We start from the raw sequence: 13,021 nt of genomic DNA, 5'->3' as shown, positions 1-13,021 counted from the left end.
TCGCCGAGAAACTCCCCTCGGGCAATAGAGGGGATGCGCTCGGATGCTCGGACGTCATGTGCGTGAAGATGTGACACACCGAATGCCGCGGTGGTATAGGGCGCCGCCGGTGGACACCGTCGACGTGAAGCCCTCCTCCTCTCTTCCGGTACCACCCCGTGGGCTCGGCACGCTGTTCTTCCTGGCGCTCCTGTGGCTGCTGCCAGGAGCCCTGGCGGGCGTGTTCCGGGCGGCGCTGGGTCTGCCTCTGTGGGTGGGAGCCCTCGTGGGCGTGGCGGGTGTAGCCGGGCTCACGTGGAAGGTTGTCTCGCGGGAGCGACCCTGGCCCACGCACGTACCACTGGCGATCCTCCAGGCGCTCTACGTCGCCACGGCGTTGGGGCTGACGTGGCGGATGCTGGGCATCCCGGCCATGGAGGGACTGGTCTCGGTCGGGGGAGGGGACGCGGGCAACCACGTCGCGCTCCGGGCCGACTTCGTGTCCCATGAGCCCCACGTCTACCAGGGCTTCATCCTCTTCCACACGGTGACGTACGGGCTGGAGTGGCTCTTCGGCCTGGATGCGTTCACCAGCTTCCGCGCCGGTTTCTACCTCGTGCCCGCGGTCATCGCCGTGGCGCTCGCCGCGGGAGTCGAGTCCGTCGCCGGGCGGCTCTGGCGCTCGGGCCGCGCGCAGGTGGCGGCGCAGGTCGTCCTGTTGGTGGCCACCGCCGCGGCGTGGCCGTTCCTGCTGCTGCGGTTGCTGCACTACCACCAGGCGGATGGCTTCTATGGCCATCTCTTCGGGCTGGTGCCCCTCGTGCTGGCGTGGCTCGCCTATGGCCTTCCGCGCTCGGTCTGGGTGCGCTGCGGCGCGCTCGCCGTGTTCACGGTGTTCTATCGGTTCACCTACGGGCTGAACCTCGGGGACTTCCTCTTCACCTGCGGGGTGCTCGTCCTGGTGGAGGGGACCCGCTCGTTCGGCCCGAGGTACCGCTGGGGGGCCTGGCTCGTGGGGCTCGGGTTGCTCGGGGCCGCCGCGTACGCGTACTGGCGGCTCCTTCCCCTGGCGTCGCTCGTCGGCGGCATCCGGATCCACTCGCACGTGCGCGCGCTGCGGGTGCAGTGGTGGACGCTGGCGGGGCTCCTGGCGGTGCGCTTCCTCTCCCCTCGCGAGGACTCCGTCGAGCGGCGGCTGCTCGACTTCGCCCTGCTGTTCTGTGGGGTCAACGCGCTGGTGCAGTTCGCCTACAAGAAGGCGGGGCTGCCCCTCGAGTACTACTTCCTCAAGTACGGCCTGCACGGCGTGGTGCTGCTGCTGTGCGTGGCCCTGTTCGTCACCAGCATCCGGATGGGGGCGGTGTTCCAGAAGGGGCTGGCGCGCGCATGGCGCTGGGAGCTCGCACTGGCGGTGCTCGCCGCCATCGGGCTCTTCGAGGTGACGCGCGAGTGGGGCCGGGCCTACGAGGTCTACGAGCCGAGCTACTGGGAGCGCGTGCGCGGCGAGCCCCCCTTCCAGACGATGGAGGCGCTGGAGGACCGAGGAGCCACCGCGATCATCCGGCGGGTGCTGCGTGACGAGGGCAAGCGCTTCGGTGGACTGCTGACTCCCTCCTGGCCCCGGTCGAACTTCTCCAACGTCGCGTTGGGCTGGGTGCCAGATGACTGGTCCGCCAGCGGCGGACACTGGCCGCTGTTCAGCCAGGGGCAGGTGAGGGAGGGGCCGGGCCTCTGTGTCTTCTGGGAGGCCTCCGCGACGGATTGGGAGGGCTACCAGCGCGTCTCCGATGACAACCACACGCCGCTGGCGGACGTCGTCCGGAAGCTCCAGGCCCGGCCCGACAAGGTCTGCCGGGACTACGCCGCCCCGTGGGTGTCGAGCGGCTCTCGGACGCTCTGCTACCGCTGCGACTGACGCGCAAGAGTTGCGCGGTGCGTTGAAGGGGACGTGCTTGCGAGCCGGGCCGGCTCGCGAACATCATCGGCCATGCCTTCTCCTTCCTACGTCCACGGAACCAGCACCACCCCGTTGCTCGGGGAGACCATCGGCCAGAACCTGCGCCGCACCGTCGAGAGTCATGGTGAGCGCGAGGCGCTCGTCGTCGTCTCACAGGGCTACCGCGCCACGTGGAACCAGCTCTGGGAGCAGACGACGCGGGTGGCCCTGGGCCTGCTGGCGTTCGGCGTGGAGAAGGGGGACCGGGTGGGACTCTGGTCTCCCAATCGCTTCGAGTGGGTGGTGACCCAGTACGCCCTGGCCCGCATCGGCGCCATCCTGGTGAACCTCAACCCCGCCTACAAGTCGGCGGAGCTGGAGTACGCGCTCAAGCAGTCCGGCACCAGCGTGCTGCTGCTCTCGCGCGGCTTCCGCCAGACGGACTACCGGAAGATGCTCGAGGAGGTTCGCCCGCGCTGCCCCGAGCTGCGCGTCGCGCTGGTGATGGAGGATGACTGGGAGCTGCTGCTGAAGAACGGCACCCACGTGAGCGAGAGCCTGCTCGCGGCGCGCGAGGCCTCGCTCCAGTTCGACGAGCCCATCAACATCCAGTACACGTCCGGCACGACGGGCTTCCCCAAGGGCGCCACGCTCAGCCACCACAACGTCCTCAACAACGGCTTCTTCGTGGGCGAGGCGCTGCGCCTCGGGGCCGAGGACCGCGTCTGCATCCCCGTGCCCTTCTACCACTGCTTCGGCATGGTGATGGGCAACCTGGCCTGCACCTCCCACGGCTCGACCATGGTGATTCCGGCCGAGGCGTTCGAGCCGCTCGCGGTGATGCAGACGGTGGGCGCCGAGCGCTGCACCGCGCTCTACGGCGTGCCCACCATGTTCATCGCGGAGCTGGATCATCCGCGCTTCGGCGAGTTCGACTTCTCCTCGCTGCGCACCGGCATCATGGCGGGCTCGCCGTGCCCCATCGAGGTGATGAAGAAGGTGCAGTCGCGCATGAACATGCGGGAGGTCACCATCTGCTACGGCATGACGGAGACCTCGCCCGTGTCCACGCAGAGCTCGTTGGACGATCCCCTGGACAAGCGTGTCTCCACCGTGGGCCGGGTGCACCCGCACGTGGAGGTGAAGATCGTCGACCCCGCGACGGGCGCGGTGGTGCCTCGTGGCTCGCCCGGAGAGCTGTGCACGCGGGCCTACAGCGTGATGCTCGGCTACTGGAACAACCCCGAGGCCACCCGCAACTCCATCGACGCGGCCGGCTGGATGCACACCGGCGATCTCGCGACCATGGACGAGGACGGCTACGTGAGGATCGTCGGCCGCATCAAGGACATGATCATCCGCGGCGGTGAGAACGTGTACCCGCGCGAGATCGAGGAGTTCCTCCACACGCACCCGGGCGTCAGCGAGGCCCAGGTGATCGGCGTGCCCAGTGAGAAGTACGGCGAGGAGGTGATGGCCTGGGTGAAGACGAAGCCCGGGACCTCGCTCACCCAGGAGGAGCTCGTCCGCTTCTGCACGGGCCGCATCTCCACCTTCAAGATTCCCCGCTACTGGAAGTTCGTGGACGAATTCCCCATGACGGTAACTGGAAAAATCCAGAAATTCCGCATGAGGGAAGTAGCTGTGGTTGAGCTGGGGCTGGAGGGCGCGGCGTCCATCCGCACGGCATGACCCGGGGCGCGGGGTTTTGCGCTCTAATACTCCCATCGTGACCGGCGCCCCCATCCCCGCCCCCGGCCTGGAGCAACTGCTGACCCTGGCCACCCCCGCGGACACCTGCCGCGGCATGTTCTTCAACGGCCTGCTCGACGCGGTGAGCGCGCTCGGAGACGAGGAGGTCCGGAGGCAGTGCTTCGTGGCCGCCGGGGAGAAGCGGTTCGTGGACTTCTTCAGCTACCCGGTGACGGATCTGCTCAAGGCCGTCTTCACCGCCGCGGAGCTGCTCGGCCCGACACAGGGGGGGAGGGACGCCGTGCTGCGCCTGCTCGGGAGGCGGGCCACGGAGGACTTCTTCCAGTCCACCGTGGGCAAGACGATGTTGGCGCTCGCGGGAAATGATCCACAGCGGTTGCTCGCGAGCTTTCCCAACTCATTCCGGGCCTCGTTGAGCTACGGCGAGCGCACCGTGGAGCGGCTCGGGGAGAAGGAGGCTCGGCTGAAGGCGCGCCGGGACTTCATGCCCCTGGAGTACAACCTGGGCGTCCTCACCGCCGCGATGGAGCGTTCGACGGCCCAGGAGCTCGTGGTGGAGGGGCATCGTCTGGCGCCGCTCGACGTCGACTACCACTTCCGTTGGGAGTGAGGCCCTCCGAGCGCCCGTCCGGCTCCTCGCCCCCGGCTCTTCGCGCCACGGAAGCGTGGATTGCCGCGAGTTCCGAGACATATTCCCCGCACTCCACCCGTTGCGTTGAGATGGAGGCCCGGCCCGTGGGAGAGGAGTGGACGCGATGGGAGTGAAGCTGCTGCTGGCAGGCTGGTACGGAAGAGAGGAGCTCTTCAGTGCGCCCGAGGCTCCCCGGCCCTGGCTGCGGCGGGTGGAGCGCTGGATTCATGAGGCGGCGGGGGAGTTGCTGGAGGGCTCGCGCACGGTGGATGGCCCCCAGGGACCCATCCTGTTCCTGCGCCTGCACCCGGCCGCGGAGGACGTGGCCATCGTGGCCGCTGGGAAGGGGCGGGTCGTCGTCTCGGCCAATACCTCCATGGTGGGGCCCGGCTATCACCGCTACCTCTGCGATCTGCTCCATGCGCTGGGGGACGCGCTCCAGGTGGACTGGGCCGACCCGGCGCTCACCGTCGCGGGAGTGGGGGACCCCACGGGGTATTTCCACACGGGGGATGCGAGCGAGATCGCCCCGCGCATGCTCGCATGGCTGGGGAACATGGCCGGGCGGGCGCTGGAGTTCCGGAGACAGGGCCACTCGGGCGCGGCGCTCTCGCTGCGGGCCGGGCACGGCTTCGAGTACCCCGGTGCCCTGCTGACGCCGCTGGGACCGCGCAACGAGGAGTGGCTGCGCGCCGTGCACGAGGATCCCCGGCGCGGTCAGGACATCTTCCCGTGGTGGGAGCCGGGCCTGGGCGCTCCGACGAAGCTGGGCCGCGCGCTCAGCCGCATCTGGACGGAGATGGTGTGGCGCCCACCGTTGCTCGAGGAGGAGCGTCACCTCTTCCGGGACGTGGCGCGGCTGCTGGAGTCTGCGTGGAGGGAGGATCCGGAGCTGGCCTACCCGTGGCGCGAGTGGCAGCAGGTGTTGGGGTACCTCGGCATCGGGGGCACGTTGGCGGAGGAGGTCTCCCGGCGGGCCATCGCCGCGCCTCCGGGTCCGCTCATCGGGTACCGGCGTGGCGCGGTGCAGGTGACCCTGCCCGAGGGCTGGGAGATTCGCATCCCGGGCTCGTTGGCGGAGGAGCGCCTGGCGGACGGGAGCTGGGTGGCGAGGGATCACCGCCGCAGCGTGCGCTTCGTCCCGCTGGAGGACGTGAAGGGCATCGCGCCCGGTCCCGAGGAGAAGATGGCGTACGAGTTCCAGCACCAGGGAGAGCGGGTGCGAGGACGGGCCACGCTGCACGTGGAGCCGGGAGATTGCCGGCTCACGGCGTTGTGCGAATCCGGCAAGCACCGGGCGCTGTGTGTCGTCAGCTTCGACGACCCGGAGGAGCAGGACTGGGCGCTGGGCACCTGGCGCTCGTTGGACCACGCCGCCGCGGCGTGAGGGCGTTGCATTCCGTTGGCCTCGGGGCACACGCCCATGCGCTGCTCCACAAGCACCTGCACATCTGGTTATCGGCTGCTCGCGCCGGTTCTCATCCTATTGTTGGGGGCCTGCGGGAGTGCTCGCCATGCCGCTCGCCCTCGTGCCGTTCTGGCTCCTGTGGTGCTCGTGGCGACATGAAAACTGATCTCATCAAGCGCACCCTGACCTGGCTCCATGAGGTGGAGAAGCATGCATCCACTTCGGAGCAACATGGCGCACTCGAGAACCGCAGGCTCACACTCCACTTCATCAACGGACGCGGGGAGACAGGTGAACTCTCGGATTATGTCGAGAGCTTCGATTCGGCACCTCTGACTCCCGTTCTCTCTTTCGCGACGAAGGAAGAGGCGGATATCTGGCTGCGGAGTCACCCCGCCCCATGGAGCCACGATCGGAGCGGCGGATGCTCTCTACACCGTCGCCTACTCGCGCGAGCTCGAGCACCGGAAGTTGCTCCGACTCCCCTCGAGAGAGGAATTGGCGCGAATGGAAGGGGACGAGGAGGAGGGAGGTGAAGGTGCCGATGATGAGGTGTGTCCTCCCCATCCGCGCCACGGCGCGAAGTTCGACTTCTTCGATTTCGAGTTGGAGCAGCGTATTTCCTCACCCGAGGAACTCGAGGCCATCCGAACCGCCAGGATCGCCTTCCACTTCGTCATGCACGTGGGGGAGTACCACGGCTTCGAGGCGTACCAGGAGACCCTCCAGTCCTTCGCGACCCGGCAGGATGCGGAGGCCTGGTTGGAGAATCAATCGCGTGGGCTGCGCGTGTTGATTCGCATTCCCACGCAACAGGAGTTGGACGCCGGAGCGGCGTGACTCAAGGGGCGGGCGTCAGGGGCGCTCCGATCAGGTCGGGGTACTTCGCTCCCGTCGCGATGGGCCCCTCGTGTTTCAGGAGCTCGCGGGCCGCTTCCTGGAAGGCGCGCTCGTTGGGGGCCTTGGGCTGCCGCTTCGTCGAGGTCGCGGGGGGGCACGCATGTGGCGCCACGGTGGGAACGGGCCGGAGGGTGGGCGCGTCCGCGAGTGCCTCGGACACGCTCCGGATTCCCTGCTCCTGGTTCCTCCGGTGGGTGACCGAGTCCGAATAGCCCTCCGGGCCCGACCCGAACTTCTCGGCGAACAGCTGAAGGATGGACGTGTGGTCGAGGTGGCCGTGGAAGGCCTTCCCCGGCTGGACCCAGGGCGAGATGAGCAGGCCGGGGACCCGGGGCCCCGTCGTCGTGAAGCGTTCCGTGTACTTCGCCTTCGGCGGCAGGAGGTTGTCGATGGGCAGCGGTGGCACGTGGTCGAAGAAACCGCCGTGCTCGTCGTAGGTGTGGATGAACAGTGTCCGTGCCCACTTCTCCGGGTTGCTCGTGAGCGCCGTATAGACCCGGTGCAGGAGCAGCTCGCCATGGCAGAGGCGCGCCGTCGGATGGTTGCAGTTGGAGGGCGCGTCCGACCAGAAGAAGTCGAAGTAGCGCGGCTCGATGAAGATGACCTCTGGCGCCTCCTCCGCGGGCTCGCGTTGGATGTCGTCCGCGAGCTCGCTGATGGGGCGGTACTTCGCCCCCACCAGCTCGTGGAACCGTCCGAACAGCAGGAAGAAGGGCGGGCCGTCATGGTAGACGCGCCAGCGGACCTTCCTGTCGTCCAACCAGTCGAAGACGTGCTCCTGGTGTTCGATGAGCCGCGAGCCGGTGTCATCGATCAACGTGGTTCCGGTGAAGGCCATGCAGCGGTTGGGCTGCGTATCCGTGGGCAGGGGCGTGAACCAGCGATCGCACACGCAATACTCCCTGGCCAGCAAGGACGTCATCCAGGCCGCGGTCGAATCGAAGTACCCCATGGGGGGCAAGTGCTCTCCCGCCCGGTGCTGGGTGTAGTCGACGTAGGCCTCGACGAAGCCAGACATCCGGAACTTCTTGCCGTTGGAGCTCCGGGCCATCTGCATGTTCACGTGGTAGCGGCTGTGGGGGAGATCCCGGATGACCAGCGCCTCGTCCTCGATGAGGAAGGGCCGGAAGAAGCGCTGCTCGAAGAAGTTGGCGTAGCGCGGATGGGTGTCGGGGTTGCGCAGCCCGTCCACATCCCACCCCGGATGTTCCAGCGACAGGTGACCCAGCATGTGGTCGAACGACCTGTTCTCCTGCATCAGGATGACGATCGTCCGGATTTCGTCGATTGCGGCCATGACTTCACCTCGGGCATGAGAGCTGGAACTTGATGATCAACCGGCCATCCACCGACTCGAGCGCGTCCTCGCAGCTCTCGCCCGCGTCGAGCGGGACGCGCAGCTTCCACGGCCCCTGGGCGGGCTGTCCCTCGAAGCCCGATGCCTTCGCGCCTTCCGCCACCGTCTCGGAGCGCTCTCCCTTTCCGATGACCAGCGGGCGCGCGTTCATGTTCGTCACCTGCCCGATGCGCACGTTGGGCGACAGGCGGCTGTCGTCCAGCTGGAAGGAGGACTCCAGGGCCCCCAGCTGCGCCGAGCACGTGAAGTGGCTCTGGCCCTCGGCATCGACGACGCCGTACTCGAGGTCCTTGGGCGGGGAGAGCACCTCGCCCTCGGTGAGCTCCTTCTTGAGGCCGAAGACGCGGTAGGTCTCCAGGTGGAAGCGCGTGGGCCCGCTGATGGTGACCGTCTGGGTCCCCGTGCTTCCCTTCCTGCCGAGCGCGGGAACCTCGGGGGAGGCCTCGATGCGGACGGGTCCGTTCGTCTCCCAGCGCAGCGTGACCTCGTCGCCGGGGCACGCCACCGGAGGTGTCACGGTGAAGTGGTGGATGTGGGGCTTGGGCAGGCAGCCACCCAGCACTGCGGTGAGCGCCATGCACACCAGGAGTCCTGGCGAACGACCTCGCAGCGGGCTCGATGGGCCCTGTCTCCTTGCCGCGCTCATACGTTCCCCCGGCCCACCGGGGTCGATGGGCGGCTGTCGCGCCGGAATGCCAGGGCGCTCCAGGAGGATGACAGAGCGTGCTCCCGGTGTGACGGGACCCCCACCGCGAATCTCCTGTACCCGACAGGAGAGGAGGCGGGCGGGGAGCGCTTTCAGTTGTTGATGTCGAAGCTCTTCACCAGCCGGACTTCCTCGATGGTGATGGAGCCGCGGCCGATCCACGCGCCCGCGGAGGCCGAGCCGCTGGCGCCCTGACTGGTGACGGTGATGCGCGCCTGCACGCGCAGGTCGTGGGTGCCGGTATCGATGTCATCCAGGGCGAAGGAGACCGCGTGGAGCTCGAGGGCGCGCAGCACGCGCCGCCGCTCCTCGTCGGAGAAGATGCACTCGCTGGAGTAGACGGTGCCGTCCTTGTCGATATCCCCGCAGGTGCCGAGCATGTCGCCGTAACGGGTCATGAAGTTCTGGGTGTTCTCGGCGAGGACGAGCGGGCCGGGGGCCACTTGGGTGCCATCCAGGAGGAGGCGGAGCTCCAGGGTGCCCCGGGCCGAGGGACCGTCTCCAGGGGCGGGCCCGCCGCGCGCGGGAGGGGGGGCCTCCGTATGCAGGCCGGTCTCGAGCGCCACCACCATCACCAGGTTCTTGCGCTGCTGCGTCGTCAGGGTGGTGTGGAGCAGGTCCTTCCACTCGCCGCTGGCGGTCTGGTTGGTGGTGAGGGTGGAGACCCGGGGCAGCAGGAGCAGCTCGCTCAGCCTCACGGTGTGCCTGGCGGATTGGGCCAGACCGGGCCCGCTGGCGAGCAGGGTGCCCGTGGCCACGAGGGCGAGGAGCGACTTCATGGGGGACCTCGGTACGGGGTGGGAGTTGACTGGAAGGGTTGACTGGAAGGTAGGAATGGGCGGGCAGGCCTCCAGCCCTCCCGGAGGTGCAGGGAGTTCGTATCTGCCTTGACGGGTCCCGGGACGTCCTAGAGTGGGCGCCACGATGCCGGACGCGTCCATGCTCGCCGAATGGGGATTGCCGGGGCTCTTCCTCGTGGCGCTGGTGGCCGGCTCGGTGCTGCCGGCGCCCTCCGAGGCGGTGCTGGCCGCGCTCGTCTACGGCGGGGTACCTCCGGCGTTGGCCGTGGCGGTGGCCACCGGGGGCAACGTGCTCGGGGCCCTCACCGTCTATCTGCTGGGCCGCTGGGTGGCACGTGGAGGGGGTGGCGCGATGGGGCGCTGGGTACAACGCCGGAGTGCCAGGGAGGGACCCCGGTTGGAGCGGGCCCGGGCGCGGCTGGCCACCTGGGGCGCCCCGGTGCTCGTCCTCGCCTGGATTCCCGTGGTGGGAGACGTGTTCGTCCTCGCCGCCGGCCTCGTGGGCGTGCGCTGGGGGCCCTTCGTCGGCTTCGTCACTCTGGGGAAGGGGCTGCGCTACCTCTTCGTCGCGTTATCCGCTATCGCGGCGAACCGTACTGGAATTTGACAGTGGGGTTGCGAGACAGCGAGGGGGTGGATGGAAGATGATGGGGCCGCTGTACCCCTCAATCGCCCGCCCTCCGCGGGCAGGAATTCGCTGATGCATCAGTTCCCTCCCTCGAAGCGCGCAGCCTTCGGCTCCTGGTTGTTGGTCCCTCTGCTCACCCTGGTGCTCGCCGCGTGCGGTGAGGGCTCCTCCGTGGACTCGCCGGAGCCCACGCGGGACAGCGTGTCCTCCAGTGGCGCCTCGCTCACGGAAGTCCGGGTGCGGCTGATGGCCGCCAACATCACCAGTGGCAACAGCCAGAGCTACGACCCGGGCCACGGCACCCGCATCTTCCAGGGCACGAAGCCGGACGTGGTGATGATCCAGGAGTTCAACTACGGCAACAACTCGGCCACCGCCATCCGGGGCTTCGTGGACGAGGCTTTCGGGACGGGCTTCTACTATTACCGCGAGAGCGGGGCGCAGATCCCGAACGGCGTCATCAGCCGCTGGCCCATCATCGCCTCGGGCGAGTGGACCGATCCCTACGTCTCCAATCGCGACTTCGCCTGGGCGCGCATCGACATCCCGGGCCCCAAGGATCTCTGGGTGGTGAGCGTGCACCTGCTCACCTCGGGCAGCTCCGTCCGCAACAGCGAGGCGAACAGCCTGGTCAACTACGTCAAGGCCAACATCCCCGCGGGGGACTACCTGGCCATCGGCGGTGACTTCAATACCGACAGCCGCTCCGAGAGCTGCCTCTCCACGTTCAGCCAGGTGGTGACCACGAGCGGCCCGCACCCGGCGGACCGGAACAACAACACCAACACCAACGCCGGCCGCAGCAAGCCGTACGACCACGTGCTGGTGGACGCGGATCTGCGGGCCTACCAGACGGCCACGGTCATCGGCTCCAGCTCGTTCAGCGCGGGCCTGGTGGTGGACACGCGCGTGTACTCGCCCCTCTCGGAGATCTCCCCCGCGCTGTCGGGTGACAGCGGCGCGTCGAACATGCAGCACATGGCCGTCATCAAGGACTTCCTCCTCCCGGGTGGCGATGAGCCGACGCCCGTGGGGAGCGTGATGGTGGTGGCGCCCAACGGCGGGGAGAGCTGGACGGCGGGCAGCAGCCGGTCCCTCACCTGGACGGCGAGCAACGTGAGCAACGTGAAGCTCGAGTACACGACGGACGGGAGTACGTGGAACGTCATCTCCGCCAGCACGCCGGCCTCCGCGGGCAGCTACACCTGGACGGTGCCGGACACGGTGACCACGGCGGCGAAGGTGCGGGTGAGCGACGCGGGCAACGCGGCCGTGACCGATTCGAGCGACGCGGCCTTCTCCATCACCTCGTCCACCCCTCCGCCGGATTCGTCGACCGTCATCACGAAGGAGACCGAGAACAACGACACCGCGGCCACCGCCAATGGGCGGGTGGCGGCGGGCACCAGCGTGAGCGGGACCCTCTCCACCAGCACGGACGTGGACTGGTTCAAGTTCACGGTGACCACGCCCGGTACCGTCACGGTGAAGCTGGTCATGCCCGGCGTCGCGGACCTGGACTGGTACCTGTACACCGCGGATGACGTGAACCTGTACGCGGCGCGCGGCTACAGCTCGAGCAACCCGGAGGTGGGCAGCTATTCCGCGAGCACCGTGGGCACCTACTACGTGAAGGTGGTGGGCTACGCGGGCGCGATGAGCAGCTACACGCTCACCGTGACGGGCGCTGGCGTCCAGCCGTAGTCCCAGCGCGGTGACGCGAGGGCTCCCGGGCGCGCGTGGCTCCCGGGAGTCCTGTCAGTGGTGCTCGTCCACCCCACGCTCCGTGTGGAACCCCGAGGCCTCCCACTCCTCGCCCTCGGGCACGGAGGGCTCAGCTAGAACGGGCTTGCTCTGCGGCGGGGTGCCCGGGTCTCCGGGACGGGCGGAGGGCCGGCCGTAGTCGCGCTCGTAGATGCGCACCACGGCGAGGAAGAAGGCCACGATGAGCGGCCCCAGGAGCAGGCCGATGGCGCCGAAGACGGCCAGGCCGCCGAGCAGGGCGAAGAAGACGATGGCGCCGTGCATGTGCATGCCGCGCTTGGCGAGTATGGGCTTGACGACGTTGTCGGCGAGCCCCACCACGACGACGCCCCAGATGGCCAGGATGAGGGCGGCCACGGGGTGGCCGGTGGCGAGCAGCAGCAGGGCGGCGGCCAGACACACCACGGCGGCGCCCACGGCGGGGATGAGCGCGAAGAAGAACGTCACCGCCGCGAAGAAGATGGGGACCGGCACGCGGGTGATGAGGTAGCCCACCAGGGCCGCCACGGCCTGCACGCCCGCGGTGGCCACGCTGGACACCAGCACGGACTTGGTGACGCGGCGGAACTCGGTCAGCAGCTCCGTCGTCTGCCCGCGCTTGAGGGGGGACACGCTCTCCATCCACGCGACGAGCCGCTGCCCATCCACCAGCAGGAAATAGAGCGCGATGAGCATCATCACGACCTGGAAGATCACCGAGCCCGTGGTCACCACCACCCCGCCCACCGTCTGGGCCGCCGTGGCGCCCCGGGAGGTCAACTGCTCCTGGAGGGTCTGCCACACCCCGGCGCTCTCGGACTGGAAGCGCTCGAGCATCCGCCCCGCCTGGTCCCGCAGGGGGCCGGGCACGTAGGCCACCAGTCCCTGCAATCCCCGCTGCTGCACCGTGGTGGAGATGAAGTTCACCCCCTCGATGACCTGGGAGACGATGAAGGCGGTGAGGGCGGCCAGGGGCGCGAGCAGGGCCAGGATGGTCCCCACGCAGATGATACCGGCCGACAGCCCGCTCCTCCCCCGGAAGCGCCGCGTCAACCACCGCTGCAGGCCCTGGAAGGCTCCGGCGAGCACCGCGGCCAGGAAGAAGGCGTTGAAGAACGGGGAGGCGACCATCAACAACAGGGCAATGGAAACGAGGATGAGCCCCACGAGGACACGCCGGGCTCCTTGTTCAGTGGCCATGGACGGACAATGGGGGCGCT

Annotated in this window: 11 protein-coding genes; 7 read left to right on the top strand and 4 right to left on the bottom strand. The window is 68.6% G+C overall.

What is annotated here, in order from left to right:
• Positions 1-82 precede the first annotated feature (82 nt).
• The 5 genes from JQX13_RS00445 (at position 83) to JQX13_RS00425 (ending at position 6,507) form a co-directional block, all read left to right on the top strand.
• Positions 83-1,894: a hypothetical protein gene (locus JQX13_RS00445; protein ID WP_203407109.1), complete on the top strand. Its 1,812-nt coding sequence runs from the start codon at positions 83-85 to the stop codon at positions 1,892-1,894.
• Positions 1,895-1,966: 72 nt separating this feature from the next.
• Entirely contained in the window at positions 1,967-3,607 is a 1,641-nt protein-coding gene (locus tag JQX13_RS00440; RefSeq protein ID WP_203407108.1) for an AMP-binding protein, read from the top strand.
• A gap of 37 nt (positions 3,608-3,644) precedes the next feature.
• Complete coding sequence (locus tag JQX13_RS00435; protein WP_203407107.1) at positions 3,645-4,238, top strand: DUF2378 family protein; 594 nt, start codon at positions 3,645-3,647, stop codon at positions 4,236-4,238.
• Positions 4,239-4,383: 145 nt separating this feature from the next.
• Positions 4,384-5,646, top strand: a complete 1,263-nt coding sequence (locus tag JQX13_RS00430; RefSeq protein ID WP_203407106.1) for a hypothetical protein — start codon at positions 4,384-4,386, stop codon at positions 5,644-5,646.
• A gap of 528 nt (positions 5,647-6,174) precedes the next feature.
• The gene (locus tag JQX13_RS00425; RefSeq protein WP_203407105.1) at positions 6,175-6,507 is read left to right on the top strand and encodes a hypothetical protein; all 333 of its coding nucleotides are present in this window, start codon (positions 6,175-6,177) and stop codon (positions 6,505-6,507) included.
• 1 nt (position 6,508) lies between these two features.
• On the opposite strand, the gene JQX13_RS00420 is transcribed toward JQX13_RS00425, so the two are convergent.
• The 3 genes from JQX13_RS00420 to JQX13_RS00410 form a co-directional block, all read right to left on the bottom strand.
• Positions 6,509-7,864 carry an alkaline phosphatase family protein gene (locus JQX13_RS00420; protein WP_203407104.1) on the bottom strand — a complete coding sequence of 452 codons (1,356 nt, stop codon included), beginning with the start codon at positions 7,862-7,864 and terminating at the stop codon, positions 6,509-6,511.
• Between the two features lie 4 nt (positions 7,865-7,868).
• Positions 7,869-8,501: a hypothetical protein gene (locus JQX13_RS00415; protein ID WP_203407103.1), complete on the bottom strand. Its 633-nt coding sequence runs from the start codon at positions 8,499-8,501 to the stop codon at positions 7,869-7,871.
• Between the two features lie 221 nt (positions 8,502-8,722).
• Complete coding sequence (locus tag JQX13_RS00410) at positions 8,723-9,409, bottom strand: hypothetical protein (protein WP_203407102.1); 687 nt, start codon at positions 9,407-9,409, stop codon at positions 8,723-8,725.
• Between the two features lie 145 nt (positions 9,410-9,554).
• Between JQX13_RS00410 and JQX13_RS00405 the strand changes: the two genes are divergently transcribed.
• Both JQX13_RS00405 and JQX13_RS00400 read left to right on the top strand, forming a co-directional pair.
• Positions 9,555-10,037, top strand: coding sequence for a YqaA family protein (locus JQX13_RS00405; RefSeq protein ID WP_203407101.1), 483 nt, complete (start codon positions 9,555-9,557; stop codon positions 10,035-10,037).
• Between the two features lie 93 nt (positions 10,038-10,130).
• Positions 10,131-11,762 carry an endonuclease/exonuclease/phosphatase family protein gene (locus JQX13_RS00400; protein ID WP_203407100.1) on the top strand — a complete coding sequence of 544 codons (1,632 nt, stop codon included), beginning with the start codon at positions 10,131-10,133 and terminating at the stop codon, positions 11,760-11,762.
• Between the two features lie 54 nt (positions 11,763-11,816).
• On the opposite strand, the gene JQX13_RS00395 is transcribed toward JQX13_RS00400, so the two are convergent.
• Complete coding sequence (locus JQX13_RS00395) at positions 11,817-13,001, bottom strand: AI-2E family transporter (protein ID WP_203407099.1); 1,185 nt, start codon at positions 12,999-13,001, stop codon at positions 11,817-11,819.
• Positions 13,002-13,021 lie beyond the last annotated feature (20 nt).

It is taken from the genome of Archangium violaceum, from assembly GCF_016859125.1.
Classification (GTDB): Bacteria; Myxococcota; Myxococcia; order Myxococcales; family Myxococcaceae; genus Archangium; species Archangium violaceum_A.
The sequence above is the reverse complement of the archived record's forward strand: the minus strand, read 5'-3'. Positions and strand labels throughout refer to the sequence as shown.